Raw genomic sequence first — 17148 nt, 5'->3', positions numbered from 1 at the left:
CACACCTAATACATAACTTGTATAGTATCTGTCACGCATGAGTTCCGCTCCGGAGTCGCAAACCCCAAAACGGTGAACGCGCCGAGCGGCAGGCTCTACCGCCGTCACCAGTGACGACCACGTTCCACACCGCTCGGCAAGCAACGGGGCAAGCCGATGTCGCCCGGATGTTGCGGGCTCCGCGGGCATTGAACCTCGAAAGGTGCAGCCATGAGCGTTTCCAGAAGCCGTCGTGTGGTCAACAAGATCTGGTTGCCCGCCTTGGCGATCGTCATACTTCTGATCGCCGGGCTGGCCATCAAATTCGCGCACGGGGTGTTCGGCTCGGAGGACCGAACACGTAGTCCTGGAGGAAATTTCGCGGTTGTCCAATTCAATCCCAAGAACATCGTCTACGAAGTGTTCGGCGACTACGGCGGCTGGGCGCGGATCAGCTATTGGGACACCAACAACCGACCGGTCGATATTGAGCCGACCGCATTGCCCTGGACGCATACGGAGACCACCGTGTTGACCACCGCGACCGGGGACATCACGGCACAGGTGGCGGGCCGAAACGTCGGCTGCCGCATCACTGTTGACGGGTTGGTGCGCTCGGAGCACACCGCGACCGGCGAGCACGCCGGGGTCTGGTGCCAGGTGCTGTCCGCATGAGCACACATTCCGCACAGAAACCGTTGTTCGCCAAGATAATTCGCAAGTACTCGATACTGGTGGTGCTCGCCTGGGCGGCGTTCACCGTGGTTGTCAATGTGGTGGTACCCCAGCTCGAACCGGTCACGGATCAGAATCAGGGCCCACTGGTGCCACTCGACGCGCCGTCCTCCAGGGCGCTGATTCATATCGGCGAGTCGTTCCAGGAATCAGACAGCAACAGTTTGGCCATGGTGATCCTCGAGGGTGACCACAAGCTGAACGATGCCGACCACACGTTCTACGACACACTGGCCAGCAAGCTTGAAAATGACAAGAAGCATGTCCAGTACGTGATGAACCTGTGGGGCCAGGGCACGACCGCCGCCGGCGTACAGAGCTCCGACGGGCAAGCGGCCTACACACTCGTGCGGGTCGCCGGCGACCAGGGCTCGACAGTCTCCGACGAATCCATCCGCGCGGTGCGCGAATTGGTCTCCGAGGTGCAGCCCCCCAACGGGGTCAAGGTGTACGTCTCCGGCTCCGCCCCGCTGTCCACAGACATGCTCCAAGTGGGCAACCAAAGCATGATCCGCCTGATGTACGTGACCATCATCATCATCACGGTGATGCTGCTCATCGTTTACCGGTCCGTGGCGACGGCACTTCTGACGCTGCTGATGGTGATGGTGGAACTCTCTTGTGGGCGAGGCGTTGTCGCTTTCCTCGCCTACCACAAGTTCATCGGCATCTCCGTGTTCGCATCGAACATCCTGGTGTCGCTGATCCTCGGAGCCGGAACCGATTACGCGATCTTCTTGATCGGCCGATATCAAGAGGCACGCCATGCCGGCGAGGACCGCGAGACCGCGTATTACTCTGCGGTCAAGGGTGTCTCGCATGTCATTCTCGGGTCGGGACTGGCCATCGCGGGTGCGACATTCTGCCTTCAGTTCACCCGACTCAACTACTTCAACACCATGGGCATCCCGTGCGCGGCCGCAACGCTCGTCGCCGTCGCCGCATCTCTCACCTTCGGGCCCGCCGTATTGGCACTGGGTAGCCGATTCGGGGTATTTGAACCGAAAGTCAAGGCCAGCACCGGCATTTGGCGCAAGGTGGCTACCGTCACGGTACGGTGGCCGGGCCGCATCCTGGTGGTGAGCAGCGTGGTGGTGATGATCGGCTCGATCACGCTTCCGTCCTACCGCCCCAACTACAACGACCGGATTTACATCGCCGACGACGTCCCGGCCAATCAGGGGTATGCCGCGGCAGACAGGCATTTCCCGGTGAGCAAGCTCAACAGCGACATGCTGATGATCGAGTCCGATCACGATATGCGCAATTCGACGGACATGATCGCGTTGGACAAGGTGGCGCGCGAGGTGTTCCACACTCCCGGCGTCGCCATGATCCAAAGCGTCACCAGACCATTGGGCACACCACTGGAGCATTCGTCGTTCACCTACACGATGGGGACGATGGGGACCAAGATCAACGAAATACTCCCCTTCCTCACCGATCTCACCGACCGGTTCACTCAGATGGCCGATATCACCGACCGGATGGCCGCCCTGATGCGCCAACAGCAGGAGCTCACCGGGCAACAAGCAGGTTCTGCGCACATCTCCCTCAAGGGCGCACAGGAGTTGAAGGATGCCACCGTCAGCATGCGGGACACCCTTGGCAACTTCGACGACCAATTCCGACCGCTGCGCAACTACTTCTATTGGGAACCGCACTGCGCGGATATCCCGATGTGCTGGGCGATGAGATCACTGTTCGACATGACCGACCAGGTCGACGCGATGACCGATGCGGCGGACGACAGCCTCAAGGCCGCCGTGATTCAGGATGCCGTCACCCCTCAACTGGTCGAGGTCATCGGCAAGAGCGCCGCCGAACTGGACAAGATGAGAAAGGTGGTGCTCACCGAGCAGAGCACCATGCGGCCGATGCTGACCCAGATGAATGAGCTGGGCCGCCAGATGATGGACCTCGGATACGCATTCGACAGCTCGAAGAACGACGAGTTCTTCTACCTGCCGCCCGACGCGTTCGCCAATCCGTATTTCCAGATCGACCTGAAGTACTTCATGTCGCCGGACGGAAAGTCCGCCCGCTACATGATCTATCACGACGGCGAGGCCCTGAGCCCGGAAGGCATAGACCACGCGCAGGCGTACCTCCCCAAGGCCAAAGAGGCACTCAAGGGCACGACACTGGCCGGGTCGCGCGTCTATCTCGGTGGTGCGGCCGCAACCTACTGGGACATCCAGGACGCCACCAAGACCGACCTCCTGATCGCGGCGATCGCGGCATTCGCCCTGATCTTCCTGGTGATGCTGTTGATCACCCGGAGCGTGGTGGCGGCACTGGTCATCATCGGCACGGTGGCGTTCTCATACTCCGGTGCCTTCGGGCTGTCGGTGTTGGTCTGGCAGCACTTCCTGGGCATACCGCTGAGCTGGTTGAACCTGCCCATCACCTTCATCATCCTGGTGGCCGTGGGGTCGGACTACAACCTGTTATTGATCGCCCGATATCTGGAGGAAAGCAAGGCCGGGCTCAACACCGGACTCATCAGGGCCGTCGCCAACTCCGGCAAGGTGGTGACCACCGCGGGCATCGTGTTCGCGACCACCATGATGGCGATGCTCTCCAGCGACCTACTGTCGGTGGGTCAGCTGGGCTCCATCATCGGCCTTGGCCTGCTGTTGGACACGCTCATCGTGCGCTCGTTCATCACTCCCGCGATCGCCCGGCTCCTTGGGCCGCTGTTCTGGTGGCCACGGCTGATCCCGGCGCGCCCGAAGCCCGCGACGTATCGGTGAACCACATTGCACACCAGTTGATTTGGCTCGGCGGTACAAATCCCAGTGGAACTCCCACACCGTACCGCCGGGCAGGAACACTGTCACGCTCTTCGATGGCACCGCACACCTCATCACCTCGAAGCCATCCAGACCGGCCGATCGTATCGAACATACATTCGAGCCGTCAACGCATCTAACGTGGGACGGTGGCCGACAAGTGCTTGTTCTGCGGAATCATCTCCGGTGCGGTGCCCAGCGTGCGGGTGTCCGAGGACGCCGAAACGTATGCGTTCATGGACATCAACCCCGGCTCGGACGGACATCTGCTGGTGGTTCCCAAGCGGCACAGCAGGGATCTGCTCGAGATATCGGCCGATGACCTCGGCGCTGTTGCCGTGGCCGCCCAGCGCATAGCCAAAGCAGTGGTCTCCGAGCTCGGCGCCGACGGCGTGAACCTGCTGAATTGCTGCGGTGCCCACGCGTGGCAGACGGAGTTCCACTTCCACCTTCACGTGATTCCCCGATATGCCGACAAGTCCAAGGACGGCCTGCGACTGCCGTGGGCGCCGGGCGTCCGTGGCGACATGCGTACGATCACCGCCCTGGGAAACACGCTGTGTGCGGCGCTGACCGCTAAAGAAATGTGACGGTCTCCGACAGCGCTGCCCGCGGCATCTCCAGATGTTGCGCCACCGGGTTCCTGTAGCCAATAGACATGCCGCAGTACAAGACTCGCTGCGGCGGTGGCGCAATGACCTGTGCGACGGTGCGGTGATACTCCGCCCAGGCGATTTGCGGGCAGCTGTGCAGCCCTTCTGCCCGAAGCAGAAGCATCACCGTCTGTAGGTACATGCCCGCATCACCCCATTGCGGTGGTGGCATATCGCGATCGAGGTAGCAGAACAGGGCTGTCGTGGCACCGAAACAATCCCAATTGCCGGCGCGCACCCGGGCCCGGGCCGCCCGATCGTCATGATCGATACCCAGGGCGCCGTAACGTCGTCGCCCAAAGTCGTGCAGTCGTTCCCGATAGGAGCCGCCCAGTGGCTCCGGATACATCGCCACCTCGAGTGCGTCCCCGTGCTCACCCGTGCTCACCCGCTGGGCGATCCGGTCCTTGAGCTCCGTGAGGCGTGCGCCGCTGAGCACGTACACATGCCATGGCTGCAGGTTCCCTCCCGACGGAGCCCGAGAGGCGGCCGTCAGCACCCGAGTGAGCGTCTCATGATCCACCGGGCGATCGAGGAAGTCCCGGACCGAGTGCCGGGATTCCACCGCGTCATATACGTCCACGTCACCGATCGTATGGCGACATACCACCGCACACGGGTAGCGTTCGGTTCATGAAACCTGGTGATCGCGTCGCGGACTTTGAGCTCCCGGACCAGACCGGAACGACCCGCAGCCTGTCCGCCCTCCTCGCCGACGGGCCCGTCGTGCTGTTCTTCTACCCGGCCGCCAATACCCCCGGCTGCACCGCCGAGGCCTGCCATTTCCGTGATCTGGCAAGCGAATTCAAGGAAGTGGGCGCTTCCCGGGTGGGCATCAGTGTCGATTCGGTGGAGAAGCAGGCCGATTTCGCCGACAAGCGCAAGTTCGACTACCCACTGCTATCGGACAGCGGAGGCAAGGTTTCGGCTGCCTTCGGTGTCAAGCGCGGGCTGCTGGGCAAGCTCGCTCCCGTTAAGCGGACCACGTTCATCATCGGCACCGACAAGACGGTTCTCGAAGTCTTCGCGAGCGAGCTCAACATGAACGCGCACGCCGATAAGGCCCTAGAGTTCCTGCGCGCCCGTACGTAGCGCGCGCTACCTAACGCGCGTCACTCAGGAGTTCATCGCGGTCGAAGCAGCTGTGGGCGCCCGTGTGACACGCGGGTCCGGTCTGATCGACCTCGAGGACCAGCGTGTCGCCGTCGCAGTCCAACCGCACCGAGTGCACGTACTGGGTGTGCCCCGATTCCTCGCCCTTGACCCATAGACGCTGCCGGGACCGCGAGAAGTAGGTGCCCCGGCGCGTGGACAACGTCAGAGCCAATGCCTCGTCGTTCATCCACGCGACCATGAGTACGGTGCCGGTGTCGCGTTCCTGTACCACCGCGGTCACCAAACCTGCCGCATCGCGCTTCAGGCGGTCGGCAATGGCCGGATCCAGTTCGGTCATCGCACCGTGATCCCTTCTGCCGCCATCGCCGCCTTCACCTCACCGATGGTCAGCTCCCGGAAGTGGAAGACACTGGCCGCCAGCACCGCATCAGCACCGGCCTTCACCGCGGGCGCGAAGTGCCCGATAGCACCAGCACCGCCGCTGGCGATCACCGGAACGTCAACCGCGGCCCGTGCGGCCGCGATCATCTGAAGGTCGAATCCCGCCTTGGTGCCGTCGGCATCCATGGAATTGAGCAGGATCTCCCCCACACCCAATTCTGCTCCGCGACTTGTCCATTCGATCGCATCGATCCCAGTGCCCTGGCGCCCGCCGTGTGTGGTTACCTCCCACCCGGACGGGGTCGGCGCGTCACCCTCACGGACGCGGCGGGCGTCGACGCTCAGCACGATGCACTGTGACCCGAACCGTTGCGCCAACTCCGCCAATAGTTCTGGGCGCGCGATCGCCGCGGTGTTCACGCCCACCTTGTCCGCACCGGCCCGCAGCAACACGTTCACATCGTCCACCGATCGCACACCACCGCCCACGGTCAACGGAATGAACACCTGCTCGGCGGTGCGCCGCACCACATCCAGCATGGTGGCGCGCCCCGAGGACGAAGCGGTGACATCAAGGAAGGTGAGTTCGTCGACGCCCTCCGCGTCGTATGCCGCGGCCAGCTCCACCGGATCGCCTGCATCGCGCAGATTTTCGAAGTTCACTCCCTTGACCACCCGACCGTCGTCGACGTCGAGGCAAGCGATGACACGGGTGGCAACACTCATCGGTAGTCCTCCGGATCTCCGACCTCAGCAAGCACTTCCAGGATCTGTTCATGCACACCGGGCGCGGCTACCAGCACCGAGGGTGATTCCGGTGTCCAGGGCGCGCCACTCAGATCGGTCGCATGACCGCCCGCGGCCTGTACCAGTGCGATACCGGCAGCGTGGTCCCACACGTGCGCACCGAAGCTCACCGCACCGCCCAATATTCCGCCCGCGGTGAATGCCAAATCGATTCCTGTGCTGCCGTGCATCCGCAGGCGCGAGGTGATCCGGCTCAGTTTCTCCACCACCGTCAGTCGATAGCGGCCCGGAACTCGGCCCTTCCAATCGACGTTGAAAGTACCGAGGCCCACCGCCACGTCCGCGAGATCCGTTCGCGGCAGCGGGGGCATCGCCACGCCGTTGCGAATCAGCGGGCCTCCCGACACGGCGGTGTACTTGTCCCCCATGAACGGCAACCACGTCAACCCGGCCACCGGAACGCCGTCAGACATGAGGCCCAACAGGATCGCGGCCATCGGAGACCCCGCCGCGTAGTTGACGGTGCCATCAATGGGGTCCACAACCCAGACCAGTCCCGAATCCACCGCCGGGCCACCGAATTCCTCACCGTGCACCCCGATTCCGGTGCGTTCGGTCAGCGCTTGCACGACCATCCGTTCGATGGCGAGGTCTTCTTCGGTGGCGAAGTCCTTACCGCCTTTGAAGACCACACCATCGGCGCCGTGGCCCGCCACGAAGCGCTGGGCCGCCGCATCCAGAATCACGGACGCCTCGCGTACCAGCGCTTCCAGTTCAGCGGTCGTGGTCATGTCAGGAAACGGCGGCTATCGCGTCGGGCAAGGTGAAACGCCCTGCGTAAAGCGCTTTTCCGACGATCGCGCCCTCAACACCGGCTCCGGTCAGCTCCGCGATCGCGCGCAGATCATCCAGACTCGACACCCCACCCGAGGCAATGACGGGCGCGTTGGCCACACCGGCGACCTGCGCCAGCAGTTCAAGGTTCGGTCCGGTGAGGGTGCCGTCCTTGGTCACATCGGTGACGACGTAGCGCGAACACCCTTGCCCGCGCAGCCGTTCGAGCACCTCCCAGAGGTCACCACCGTCGCTGACCCAGCCACGGCCGCGCAAACGATGTTCGCCGTCGACAATCTCGACATCCAGGCCCACGGCCACACGCTCGCCGTGCCGCGCGATCGCCGAGGCGCACCACTGCGGGTCCTCCAGCGCGGCGGTGCCCAGATTGACGCGGGCGCAACCGGTGGCCAGCGCCGCACTCAGCGACTCGTCGTCGCGGATACCGCCGGAGAGTTCCACCTTGACATCGAGCTCGCCGACAACCTGCGCCAGCAGCTCACGATTGGAACCGCGACCGAATGCCGCATCCAGGTCCACCAGATGCACCCATTCGGCACCGTCGTTCTGCCACGCCAGCGCCGCGTCACGCGGTGAGCCGTAAGTGGTTTCGCTGCCGGCCTTACCCTGCACAAGGCGCACGGCCTGACCGTCCGCGACATCAACCGCCGGTAATAGAACGAGACTCAAGAGATTCCCTTCACCCAATTGCTCAACAACACGGCCCCCGCATCGCCACTCTTCTCCGGATGGAACTGTGTGGCAGCAAGTGATCCATTCTCCACCGCCGCGACAAACGGCACGTGATGGGTCGCCCAGGTCACCAGCGGCGGCGCGATCGGCGAATCACTGGGGGTTTCCAACTCCCACTTCTGCACGGCGTACGAGTGCACGAAGTAGAAGCGAGTATCGGCGTCCAGCCCGGCGAACAGCTCGGATCCTGCCGCCACGTCAACGGTGTTCCACCCCATGTGCGGAATGACCGGCGCATCAAGGCGGCTGACCACACCGGGCCACTGCGCGCACCCCTGGGTGTCGACGCCGAACTCGATGCCGTGGCTGAACAGGATCTGCATACCCACGCAGATACCCAGCACCGGGCGGCCACCGGCGAGGCGGACGTCGATGATGCGTTCACCGTCAATGCCGCGCAGCCCCTCCATGCACGCCGCGTAGGCACCGACTCCGGGGACCACGAGACCATCGGCGTTGAGCGCCGCGTGCGCGTCGGCGGTCACCGTAACGTCGGCGCCTACCCGTTCCAGGGCGCGCTGCGCAGACCTGAGATTGCCCGAACCGTAGTCGAGAACAACAACTTTCGGTCCCGCACCGGTCACAGGCTGCCCTTGGTCGACGGCACGCCGGTCACCCGGGGATCGGGTTCGACGGCTTGGCGCAGCGCACGGGCCACGGCCTTGTACTGGGCTTCGGTGATGTGGTGGGGGTCGCGACCGTACAGCGTGCGCACATGCAGCGCGATCCGCGCGTTGAGCGCCAGCGATTCGAACACGTGGGCGTTGATGACGGTGTGGTACGGAACCGAAGAACCGGCGATTGTGGTGTGCAGCAGGTGGTCCGGCTCGCCGGTGTGCACACAGTAGGGACGGCCGGAGACATCGACCACGGCGTGGGCCAAGGTCTCATCCATCGGAATGAAGGCATCGCCGAACCGGCGTATCCCCTTCTTGTCGCCCAGGGCCTCGGCAAGCGCCTGCCCCAGGGTGATGGCGGTGTCCTCCACGGTGTGGTGGGCCTCGATCTCGGTGTCACCCTTTGCCGTGATTTTCAGATCGAAACTGGCGTGCGTGCCTAGCGCGGTCAGCATGTGGTCATAGAACGGCACGCCGGTGTCGATGTGCACCTGGCCGGTTCCATCCAGATTGAGCTCCACCACGATGTCCGACTCACGGGTGGCCCGCGCCACTCGTGCTACACGTGCCTGCACAGGAACCGTCATGATGCCTCCACTTCTAGGTCGGTTGCAGCCAAGCTGTCGCTGACCTTCAAGAACACGTCATTCTCGCTCGCCAGCCCGACGGTGACGCGCAGATAACCCGGAATACCGACATCCCGAATGAGAACCCCCGCATCGAGGTACCGCTGCCAGCTCGCCGCAGAATCCGCGAATCGGCCGAACAGGATGAAGTTCGCGTCGCTGGGAATTACCCGGAACCCGCTGGCCGACAACGACTCTGACACCCGAACGCGCTCGGCGACCAACGTCGCGACACTACCGAGAGTCTCGGTGCGATGTTTCACCGCGGCGCGTGCCGCAGCCTGCGTGAGCACCGACAGGTGGTACGGCAGCCGCACCAGCAGCAGCGCATCGATGACCGCGGGCGCCGCAACCAGGTATCCGAGCCGCCCGCCCGCGAAGGCAAACGCCTTGCTCATGGTGCGACTCACGATCAGTTTCGCCGGGTACTCGTCCACGAGCGTGATGCCACTCGGTGCCGCCGAGAACTCGCCATACGCCTCGTCGAGGATCACCACCCCGGGAGCAACATCCAGGATCTGCCGCAGATCATCCAGCGGAACCGACTGTCCCGTTGGGTTGTTCGGGCTGGTCACGAAGACTACGTCGGGCCGGCGTTCCCGCACCGCCGCGACCGCGGTGCCGACGTCCAGGGCGAAGTCCTCCGAACGCTGCGCCTGCAACCACTCGGTTTGGGTTCCGTCGGAGATGATGGGATGCATCGAATAGGACGGCGTGAATCCCAGCGCGGTGCGGCCCGGCCCCCCGAATGCCTGTAGTAATTGCTGCAGCACTTCATTGGAACCGTTTGCCGCCCATACATTCTCGGTGGCGACGTGCACGCCGGTCTGCTCCGTCAGATACGCGGCCAAATCGGCGCGCAGGGCCACCGCATCGCGATCCGGGTAGCGGTGCAGTTCCGCGGCCACCTCACGGATGGACGCGGCGACATCGTCGACCAGCCCCACCGAAGGTTCGTGTGGGTTCTCGTTGGTGTTCAGCCGCACCGGCACCGTCAATTGCGGTGCGCCATAAGGGCTCTTACCGCGCAAGCTGTCCCGCAGCGGTAAATCCTCGAGTCGGGCCGAACCGCCGATTGCATCGCTCATGATCGCTCGAACCTACGTCGAACGGCCTCACCGTGCGCGGGCAGATTCTCGGCGTTGGCGAGCGTGATCACATGTCCGGAGACCTCTTTGAGGGCCGCCTCGGTGTAATCCACGATGTGGATACCGCGCAGAAAGGTCTGCACCGACAGTCCACTGGAATGGCGGGCACATCCGGCGGTGGGCAGTACGTGGTTGGATCCGGCGCAGTAGTCGCCCAGGCTCACCGGGGACCATGGCCCCAGGAAGATCGCACCGGCGCTGCGTACCCGCGCCGCGACCGGCACCGGCTGGGCCGTTTGAATTTCCAGGTGCTCAGCCGCGTAGGCATTCACGACCTTGATTCCCGCGTCGATGTTGTCGACGAGCACGATCCCGGATTGGGTGCCGGTCAATGCGGCGGTGACGCGTTCGGCATGCACCGTCGTCTGTAGTTGGGTCGCGGTCTCGTTGACCACCGCGTCGGCAAGCGCCTCGCTGGTGGTGACCAGGACGCTCGCCGCCAGCACATCGTGTTCGGCTTGGCTGATCAGATCGGCGGCGACGTGCACCGGATCGGCGGTCTCATCGGCGAGGATCGCGATCTCGGTCGGACCGGCCTCGGCATCGATACCCACCATCGAGCGGCACATCCGCTTGGCCGCGGTCACGTAGATGTTGCCGGGGCCGGTGATCATGTCGACCGGCGCGAGTTCGGCGCCGTCGGTATCGGTGCCGCCGTGTGCCAGTAGCGCGACGCCCTGCGCGCCGCCGACCGCCCAGATCTCGTCGACACCGAGCAACTGCGCCGCCGCGAGAATGGTCGGGTGCGGCAGACCGCCGAACTGTGCCTGGGGTGGCGAGGCGATGACAAGCGATCCCACCCCGGCCGTCTGCGCCGGGACAACGTTCATCACTACGCTCGACGGGTACACGGCGTTACCGCCGGGAACATAGAGGCCCACCCGCTCGACGGGCACCCATCGTTCGGTGACCGTGGCGCCGTCGGCGACCGTGGTCACCGTGTCCTGACGACGCTGGTCGGCATGCACTGCCCGCGCACGGAGAATGGCGACCTCGAGCGCGTCACGCACAGCGGGGTCCAGCTCGGCGAGGGCGCGCTCCAGCTCGGCGGCCGGCACCCGAACGGTCTCGGGGCGCACGCCGTCGAATTCGGCGCAGTATTCCAGCGCCGCCTCCGCGCCGCGGTCCCGAACGGCCTCCACGACGGGCCGCACCTTCGGCAGCACCGCGTCGACATCCGTGCCGCCCCGCGGCAGCGCCGAGCGCAGATGGGATGGGGACAAGCTCGCACCACGCATGTCGATACGGCGAAGCAAAACGGGTGCGGCGTCATTCACATAAGCCATTGTCCCAGAGCTGCTCAACACCATTTACCAGGCAGTCACCGGTTGTGTGTGACGCATGTCTAACTAGACTCATCCGCAGGACTCCCGCCACGACCCACAACGATCGGAACATCGATGTCAGCAAACAACCAGCCCGGCGTACCCATGCTCTTGCCCGAGTGGCTTGAGCGAGCGCAGATCAGGTTCATCAATCCCCTCGTGGCTCCCATCGCGCGTTTTCTTCCTTCATTCGCCACCGTCACGCACTACGGCCGCACCTCTGGCGCCAAGTACGAGACCACGGTAAACGCTTTCCGCAAAGGCAATGCGGTCTCTATTGGGTTGATCCACGGCAAGACCAACTGGACCAAGAACGTGATCGCGGCCGGCGGCGCCGACATCAGACTGTTCGGTGGTAAGCAAATCCACGTGGTCAACCCGCGCATCGTGGAGCAGGGTCAGGGAGACCCCGCGCTGACACGGTCCACCCGCCAGGTGAACAAGCGCGCAGGCGTCTTCGTGGCCGACATCGCGGAGTAATCCGGTGTCCGATCCCCCCGACTTCGATCGTCTGGTCCGGGGGCGATCGGCGGTACGCGCGTTCTTGCCGACCCCGGTTCCGCGCGAGATCCTTCTGGCCGCGTTGGAGTCGGCCCAGCACGCTCCGTCGAACTCGAATATTCAGCCTTGGCGGGTGGCCATCGTCGCGGGCGGTACCCGGGACAGGTTGGCGGCCGAGCTGACGTCGTACGTAAAGGAACACGGTCTGTCCCGTATCGACCTACCCGAAGAGTTCCAGGCACAACGGCGTGCGCTGGGTAGCCAGGTGTACGGCTCGATGGGCATCGAGCGATACGACTCCGATGCCCGCTTCCGGGCCACCTTGCGCAACTTCGATTTCTTCGATGCGCCCACCGCGGCGATAGTCGGGCTCGACGGCAGACTCGGCACCGCGGATGCCGCCGGCGTCGGCATGTACCTGCAGACGCTTGCTCTGGCGCTCTATGCACGCGGAGTCGATACCTGTATGCAGGTGGCACCCGCCATGTTTCCCGAAGTGGTACGACCAGTCGTCGGGTTCTCCGATCAGATGGACCTGGTGTGTGCGGTCGCCATCGGCTACCGGGATCCGTCGGCGCCGGTGAATTCGGTGCGCTCTCCGCGCAATCCCGTCTCCGAGAACGTGACGTTCTTGGAGTGAGCTACATATCCAAACCGATGTCGAGCACCCGCGCCGAGTGGGTCAACGCCCCAACCGCAAAGTAGTCGACACCCGTCTTGGCGTATGCGGCAGCGGTTTCCAGCGATAGCCCACCGGAGGACTCCAGCTTGAGCTGAGGCGCACGCGCATCGCGCCGCTGCACCGCCACCTGGGTCTGCCAGACCGGGAAGTTGTCGAGCAGCACGAGCTCGGCGCCCTCGGCCATGACCTCGTCGAGTTGTTCCAGCGAGTCGACCTCGACCTCGCATTCGATATCCGGCGCTATCGCGCGGACCGCCCGCAACGCGGCCACCACCGAGCCCGCGGCCACCACATGATTGTCCTTGATGAGTGCGGCGTCTCCGAGGCCGAGTCGATGGTTGACCCCGCCTCCGGCGCGGACAGCGTATTTCTGCAGAAGACGCAGTCCTGGAAGGGTTTTGCGGGTGTCACGGATCTGCACGTTCGTACCGTCGACCGCGTCCACCCAGGCGGCGGTGGTGGTGGCGATACCCGAGAGATGGCATACGAGATTGAGCATGGTGCGCTCCGCGGTCAGCAGAGCACGGGTCGGCGCGGTGACGGTGAGCAGCGATGTTCCTGTGCCGACCCGTGCGCCATCGGTGAGACGATTTTCCACCCGGTATTTCCCCGCGCCCACAACCTGATCGAGCACGATGAGGGCGATATCGACTCCGGCGATGACCCCACCGGATCGGGTCACCATCGATGCGGTGCATTCGGCATCTGCGGGCACCGTCGCCTGACTCGTGATGTCCGGCCCATAACACAGGTCCTCGGCAAGAGCACGCTCTACCACCGAACGTGCCTCGGCGAGTTCGATTTCCGTGAGATTTCCGGTCAACATGGCACCCCCGACGATAGCGCAACTTCGCAGCCATCGGTGTCGCGGCGCACCGGAAGGCTGACGGCGAACAGCGGATCGGTTCCGGGCCAGTCCGAGCGGGCATGGCAGCCCCGAGATTCTGTGCGTGCCGTCGCCGCGGCGACCACGGCCTGGGCAGTGAGGGTAAGCGCCGCGTCCTCGACCTCACGTGGTGTCGCCTGCTCCGAGTCGGCCGCCACCGTAGTGCCCGAACGCAATTCGGCATCCAACATGCCGAGTCCGTCGGCGTCGCGGAGCACCGAGGCCCACTGTGTCATCGCCGCTTGAAGCCGCCGACGGTCCATTCGGGGGTGCCTGCGATCGCTCTCCTCGACCACGACAGCCCGGTCGGTCACCTGTGCCGCCGCCTCCCCCGCACGCCTGCCAACAACCAGTCCTTCCAACAAACTGTTGGAAGCCAGGCGGTTTGCACCATGCATCCCGGTACGCGCCACCTCGCCCGCGGCGAACAATCCCGTCACCTCGGTCTGGCCGTGTGGGTCGGTAACAACGCCGCCGCAGCTGTAGTGGGCGCCGGGCACCACCGGAATCAGTTGGACCGACGGATCGACCCCCGCCGTCGCGCAGGCGGCGGTGATGGTGGGGAAACGGCCGGCGAAATTGTCGATGGTGCGTGCATCGAGATAGACACATTGATCTCCGGACTCGCGCAGCCGCCGGGCGATTGCCCCGGCCACCACATCGCGCGGCGCCAAGTCGCCCAGCGGATGCACTCCTGCGGTAACCGAATCCCCGTGCGCATCAACTAAAATGGCGCCCTCACCACGGACCGCCTCGCTGATCAGTGGCCGACATCCGGTGCCGTGCGGGGTATGCAACATGGTCGGGTGAAACTGGATGAACTCGATATCGGCTACGGGAACACCCGCGCGCAACGCGAGCGCAATGCCGTCGCCGCTCGAGCCCTCGGGGTTGGTGGTGGCCGAATACAGATGTCCCAGACCGCCGGTGGCAAGCACTACCGCACCTGCGTTGATCACGCCGAGGCCGTCGCCGTTTCCGACGACAACGCCACCCACGCCGCCCGGTCCGATGAGGATGTCGTACACCACATGGCTACGGCGAATGTCCAGCGTCGCCGCGGCGTGATCGAGCGCCCGCTGCACTTCCGCGCCCGTCGCATCGCCGCCGGCATGAATGATCCGGCGGGTGCTGTGCCCACCTTCGCGCGTCAATGCCCATTGCCCCGAGTGTGATTCATCGAATCGCGCGCCATCTGCCACCAAATCGCGCACGGCCCGGTAGCCATCGGAAACGATCGAGCGCACCGCCTCGTCGTCACACAGGCCCGCCCCGGCGGTCAATGTGTCCCGAACGTGCGCTTCGACGGAATCTTCCGAATCCGGCAGGACCACTGCGATGCCGCCCTGCGCGAAATGCGTGGCGGTCGCACCGATCTTGCTCAGTACCAGGACCTTTCGGCCGCGGCGGTGTGCTGCCAGCGCGGCCGCCAGTCCGGCTACACCCGCACCGACGACGACCACATCTGCATCAGCACTCCAGGTGGTCCTCGCCGGTGGCGTCATTCTCCGCCGCCGGGTTGCCCGATCTCGATCATCCGCTGGACACTGCGCCGCGCCAGGCGTGCGGTGTCCAGATCGACATTCACCTCATCGCGACCCTCAACCAGGCAGCGCAGCAGTGCCGCCGGGGTGATCATCTTCATGTAGGTGCACGAGGCCCTGTCGTTGACCGCCAGGAAATTCACCTCGGGGGCGGCCTTGCGCAGCTGGTGCAGCATGCCAACCTCGGTGGCCACCAGTACTTCTCGCGCACTCGTTGCGCGAGCCGCGTCGAGCATTCCGCCCGTCGAGAGGATCTTCACCCGATCGTCGGGCACTGCCCCCTCGCCTGCGAGGTACAGAGCCGATGTGGCGCAACCGCATTCGGGGTGCACAAACAGCTCGGCATCCGGGTGCGAACGTGCCTGTCCGGCGAGTTCGTCGCCGTTGATACCGGCGTGCACGTGGCACTCACCCGCCCAGATCTGCAGGTTCTGTCGACCCGTCACCCGTTTGACGTGCGCGCCGAGGAACTGGTCCGGGCAGAACAGCACCTCGCGGTCCGGGTCGATCGACGCAACGACATCGACGGCATTGGAGGAGGTGCAGCAGATGTCGGTCAGCGCCTTCACGGCGGCCGTGGTGTTGACATAGGAGACGACGACAGCGTCGGGGAACTCGGCCTTCCAGTCCCGTAACTGCTCGGCGGTGATGGAGTCGGCGAGCGAGCATCCGGCCCGCTGGTCCGGGATGAGCACCGTCTTCTCCGGGCTGAGGATCTTGGCCGTTTCCGCCATGAAATGCACCCCGCAGAACACGATCGTGTCTTCGGGCGCCTCGGCGGCGATTCGGGACAGCGCCAGTGAGTCGCCGACATGGTCGGCCACGTCTTGGATCGCTGGAAGCTGGTAATTGTGCGCGAGCAGCGTGGCGCCGCGCTGGTCGGCAAGCCGGCGCACCATTTCGGCCCAGCGGGCATCGCCCTCCACCCCGGTGTATCCACCGGGGCCGTCAATCACGCCGTCAAGTACTACGTCAGCTGCGGTCATTGCCGCCTCCTCGCGCCTCGGGTCTCGGTCCGCCGCCAGCCTGGGCTTGGACGACCGAGGTTTTCGACTTATGATCGAAAACATGATCCATACTAGCACCGAACATGAAGTGTTAGCCGTGGTGTTCCAAGTACGTCACTTTGGCGCCAGTCAGGTGCCCGAGCTCGCGGTGCTGCTGTGGCAACGCGGGCTTGAACCGCACCGCGGCGCCTGGGCCCTGCCCGGTGGCCGAGTGCGCACCGACGAAGATCTCCCCTCGTCCATCCGGCGGCAGCTCGCCGAGAAGGTGGACGTGCGTGAGCTGGCACACCTCGAACAGCTAGCAGTGTTTTCGGAGCCGAACCGCGTGCCCGGCCCTCGCACGATCGCCTCGACGTTCCTCGGGCTCGTACCCTTCCCCGCCACACCCGAACTCCCCGCCGACACCCAGTGGCACCGTGTGAGCAATCTGCCCGCAATGGCCTTCGACCATCACGTCATGGTCGCGCACGCACACACCCGGCTGGCGGCCAAGATGTCCTACACAAACATCGGATTCGCCTTGGCGCCACAGCAATTCACGCTCTCGACGCTGCGCGACATCTACTACGCCACCCTCGGATACCCGGTCGACGCCACCAACCTGCAGCGCGTGCTGGTCCGACGTGGAGTGCTCACCCCAACCGGAACCACCGCGCGATCGGGCCGCAGCGGCGGCCGCCCCGGCGCCCTGTACCGATTCACCGATGATCGGTATCGGGTCACCGATGAGTTTGCCGCGCTCCGACCTCCCGGCTGACCCGACTAGCCTCTTAGAGTCTTCTTAGGGTATGAATGCGTGGGACCTTGAAGGGAGCGCAG

General features: G+C 64.6%; 19 protein-coding genes. 7 read left to right on the top strand and 12 right to left on the bottom strand.

Features of this window, described 5'->3' with window-relative positions:
* Positions 1-210: 210 nt before the first annotated feature.
* From BKG76_RS21275 to BKG76_RS21265, 3 genes are all read left to right on the top strand, one after another.
* The gene (locus BKG76_RS21275; RefSeq protein WP_070939682.1) at positions 211-654 is read left to right on the top strand and encodes an MmpS family transport accessory protein; all 444 of its coding nucleotides are present in this window, start codon (positions 211-213) and stop codon (positions 652-654) included.
* Positions 651-3470: an MMPL/RND family transporter gene (locus BKG76_RS21270; protein ID WP_070939681.1), complete on the top strand. Its 2820-nt coding sequence runs from the start codon at positions 651-653 to the stop codon at positions 3468-3470. Before BKG76_RS21275 ends, BKG76_RS21270 begins: the two co-directional genes overlap by 4 nt.
* A gap of 188 nt (positions 3471-3658) precedes the next feature.
* Positions 3659-4099, top strand: coding sequence for an HIT family protein (locus tag BKG76_RS21265; RefSeq protein ID WP_070939680.1), 441 nt, complete (start codon positions 3659-3661; stop codon positions 4097-4099).
* On the opposite strand, the gene BKG76_RS21260 is transcribed toward BKG76_RS21265, so the two are convergent.
* The gene (locus BKG76_RS21260; protein WP_070939679.1) at positions 4086-4745 is read right to left on the bottom strand and encodes a nitroreductase; all 660 of its coding nucleotides are present in this window, start codon (positions 4743-4745) and stop codon (positions 4086-4088) included. The genes BKG76_RS21265 and BKG76_RS21260 overlap by 14 nt on opposite strands.
* Before the next feature lie 50 nt (positions 4746-4795).
* Here BKG76_RS21260 and BKG76_RS21255 point away from each other — a divergent pair, with 50 nt between their 5' ends.
* Positions 4796-5254, top strand: a complete 459-nt coding sequence (locus BKG76_RS21255) for a peroxiredoxin (protein WP_070939678.1) — start codon at positions 4796-4798, stop codon at positions 5252-5254.
* 10 nt (positions 5255-5264) lie between these two features.
* Here the strand turns inward: BKG76_RS21255 and hisI are convergent, their stop codons facing one another.
* Genes hisI through hisD form a run of 8 tightly spaced genes read right to left on the bottom strand, consistent with a single transcriptional unit; the run spans position 5265 to position 11670 of the window.
* Entirely contained in the window at positions 5265-5615 is a 351-nt protein-coding gene (hisI, locus tag BKG76_RS21250) for a phosphoribosyl-AMP cyclohydrolase (RefSeq protein ID WP_070939677.1), read from the bottom strand.
* Complete coding sequence (hisF, locus tag BKG76_RS21245) at positions 5612-6385, bottom strand: imidazole glycerol phosphate synthase subunit HisF (protein WP_070939676.1); 774 nt, start codon at positions 6383-6385, stop codon at positions 5612-5614. Before hisF ends, hisI begins: the two co-directional genes overlap by 4 nt.
* Entirely contained in the window at positions 6382-7197 is an 816-nt protein-coding gene (locus BKG76_RS21240; protein ID WP_070939675.1) for an inositol monophosphatase family protein, read from the bottom strand. The genes hisF and BKG76_RS21240 overlap by 4 nt, the downstream gene beginning before the upstream one ends.
* A gap of 1 nt (position 7198) precedes the next feature.
* On the bottom strand, positions 7199-7930 hold the full coding sequence (gene priA, locus BKG76_RS21235) for a bifunctional 1-(5-phosphoribosyl)-5-((5-phosphoribosylamino)methylideneamino)imidazole-4-carboxamide isomerase/phosphoribosylanthranilate isomerase PriA (protein ID WP_070939674.1): 732 nt from the start codon (positions 7928-7930) through the stop codon (positions 7199-7201).
* Complete coding sequence (gene hisH, locus BKG76_RS21230; protein ID WP_070939673.1) at positions 7927-8577, bottom strand: imidazole glycerol phosphate synthase subunit HisH; 651 nt, start codon at positions 8575-8577, stop codon at positions 7927-7929. The genes priA and hisH overlap by 4 nt, the downstream gene beginning before the upstream one ends.
* Positions 8574-9197: an imidazoleglycerol-phosphate dehydratase HisB gene (gene hisB / locus BKG76_RS21225; RefSeq protein ID WP_070939672.1), complete on the bottom strand. Its 624-nt coding sequence runs from the start codon at positions 9195-9197 to the stop codon at positions 8574-8576. The genes hisH and hisB overlap by 4 nt, the downstream gene beginning before the upstream one ends.
* Positions 9194-10324, bottom strand: a complete 1131-nt coding sequence (locus BKG76_RS21220; RefSeq protein WP_070939671.1) for a histidinol-phosphate transaminase — start codon at positions 10322-10324, stop codon at positions 9194-9196. The genes hisB and BKG76_RS21220 overlap by 4 nt, the downstream gene beginning before the upstream one ends.
* Entirely contained in the window at positions 10321-11670 is a 1350-nt protein-coding gene (gene hisD, locus BKG76_RS21215; RefSeq protein ID WP_070939670.1) for a histidinol dehydrogenase, read from the bottom strand. The genes BKG76_RS21220 and hisD overlap by 4 nt, the downstream gene beginning before the upstream one ends.
* A gap of 144 nt (positions 11671-11814) precedes the next feature.
* Between hisD and BKG76_RS21210 the strand changes: the two genes are divergently transcribed.
* The gene (locus BKG76_RS21210; RefSeq protein ID WP_070939669.1) at positions 11815-12189 is read left to right on the top strand and encodes a nitroreductase family deazaflavin-dependent oxidoreductase; all 375 of its coding nucleotides are present in this window, start codon (positions 11815-11817) and stop codon (positions 12187-12189) included.
* Between the two features lie 4 nt (positions 12190-12193).
* Complete coding sequence (locus BKG76_RS21205) at positions 12194-12850, top strand: nitroreductase (RefSeq protein WP_070939668.1); 657 nt, start codon at positions 12194-12196, stop codon at positions 12848-12850.
* Position 12851: 1 nt separating this feature from the next.
* On the opposite strand, the gene nadC is transcribed toward BKG76_RS21205, so the two are convergent.
* From nadC to nadA, 3 genes are read right to left on the bottom strand one after another with little or no spacing between them, the layout of a single operon-like run.
* Entirely contained in the window at positions 12852-13718 is an 867-nt protein-coding gene (gene nadC, locus BKG76_RS21200; protein WP_070939667.1) for a carboxylating nicotinate-nucleotide diphosphorylase, read from the bottom strand.
* Positions 13712-15283: an L-aspartate oxidase gene (locus BKG76_RS21195; RefSeq protein WP_070939666.1), complete on the bottom strand. Its 1572-nt coding sequence runs from the start codon at positions 15281-15283 to the stop codon at positions 13712-13714. The genes nadC and BKG76_RS21195 overlap by 7 nt, the downstream gene beginning before the upstream one ends.
* A complete protein-coding gene (gene nadA / locus BKG76_RS21190; RefSeq protein ID WP_070939665.1) occupies positions 15280-16308 on the bottom strand; it encodes a quinolinate synthase NadA in 1029 nt (342 codons plus the stop codon). The genes BKG76_RS21195 and nadA overlap by 4 nt, the downstream gene beginning before the upstream one ends.
* 82 nt (positions 16309-16390) lie before the next feature.
* Between nadA and BKG76_RS21185 the strand changes: the two genes are divergently transcribed.
* On the top strand, positions 16391-17086 hold the full coding sequence (locus BKG76_RS21185; RefSeq protein WP_070940041.1) for an NUDIX hydrolase: 696 nt from the start codon (positions 16391-16393) through the stop codon (positions 17084-17086).
* Positions 17087-17148 lie beyond the last annotated feature (62 nt).

Source organism: Mycobacteroides franklinii, assembly GCF_001853795.1.
In the GTDB taxonomy this organism is placed as follows: domain Bacteria; phylum Actinomycetota; class Actinomycetes; order Mycobacteriales; family Mycobacteriaceae; genus Mycobacterium; species Mycobacterium franklinii.
The sequence above is the reverse complement of the archived record's forward strand: the minus strand, read 5'-3'. Positions and strand labels throughout refer to the sequence as shown.

What these genes read in the sequence shown, in the direction of transcription:
- BKG76_RS21275 (WP_070939682.1), top strand. Translation starts at nt 211, where the DNA reads ATGAGCGTTTCCAGAAGCCGTCGTGTGGTCAACAAGATCTGGTTGCCC.
- BKG76_RS21270 (WP_070939681.1), top strand. Translation starts at nt 651, where the DNA reads ATGAGCACACATTCCGCACAGAAACCGTTGTTCGCCAAGATAATTCGC.
- BKG76_RS21255 (WP_070939678.1), top strand. Translation starts at nt 4,796, where the DNA reads ATGAAACCTGGTGATCGCGTCGCGGACTTTGAGCTCCCGGACCAGACC.
- hisI (WP_070939677.1), bottom strand. Translation starts at nt 5,615, where the DNA reads ATGACCGAACTGGATCCGGCCATTGCCGACCGCCTGAAGCGCGATGCG.
- hisF (WP_070939676.1), bottom strand. Translation starts at nt 6,385, where the DNA reads ATGAGTGTTGCCACCCGTGTCATCGCTTGCCTCGACGTCGACGACGGT.
- BKG76_RS21240 (WP_070939675.1), bottom strand. Translation starts at nt 7,197, where the DNA reads ATGACCACGACCGCTGAACTGGAAGCGCTGGTACGCGAGGCGTCCGTG.
- hisB (WP_070939672.1), bottom strand. Translation starts at nt 9,197, where the DNA reads ATGACGGTTCCTGTGCAGGCACGTGTAGCACGAGTGGCGCGGGCCACC.
- BKG76_RS21220 (WP_070939671.1), bottom strand. Translation starts at nt 10,324, where the DNA reads ATGAGCGATGCAATCGGCGGTTCGGCCCGACTCGAGGATTTACCGCTG.
- hisD (WP_070939670.1), bottom strand. Translation starts at nt 11,670, where the DNA reads ATGGCTTATGTGAATGACGCCGCACCCGTTTTGCTTCGCCGTATCGAC.
- BKG76_RS21210 (WP_070939669.1), top strand. Translation starts at nt 11,815, where the DNA reads ATGCTCTTGCCCGAGTGGCTTGAGCGAGCGCAGATCAGGTTCATCAAT.
- nadC (WP_070939667.1), bottom strand. Translation starts at nt 13,718, where the DNA reads ATGTTGACCGGAAATCTCACGGAAATCGAACTCGCCGAGGCACGTTCG.
- BKG76_RS21195 (WP_070939666.1), bottom strand. Translation starts at nt 15,283, where the DNA reads ATGACGCCACCGGCGAGGACCACCTGGAGTGCTGATGCAGATGTGGTC.
- nadA (WP_070939665.1), bottom strand. Translation starts at nt 16,308, where the DNA reads ATGACCGCAGCTGACGTAGTACTTGACGGCGTGATTGACGGCCCCGGT.
- BKG76_RS21185 (WP_070940041.1), top strand. Translation starts at nt 16,391, where the DNA reads ATGATCCATACTAGCACCGAACATGAAGTGTTAGCCGTGGTGTTCCAA.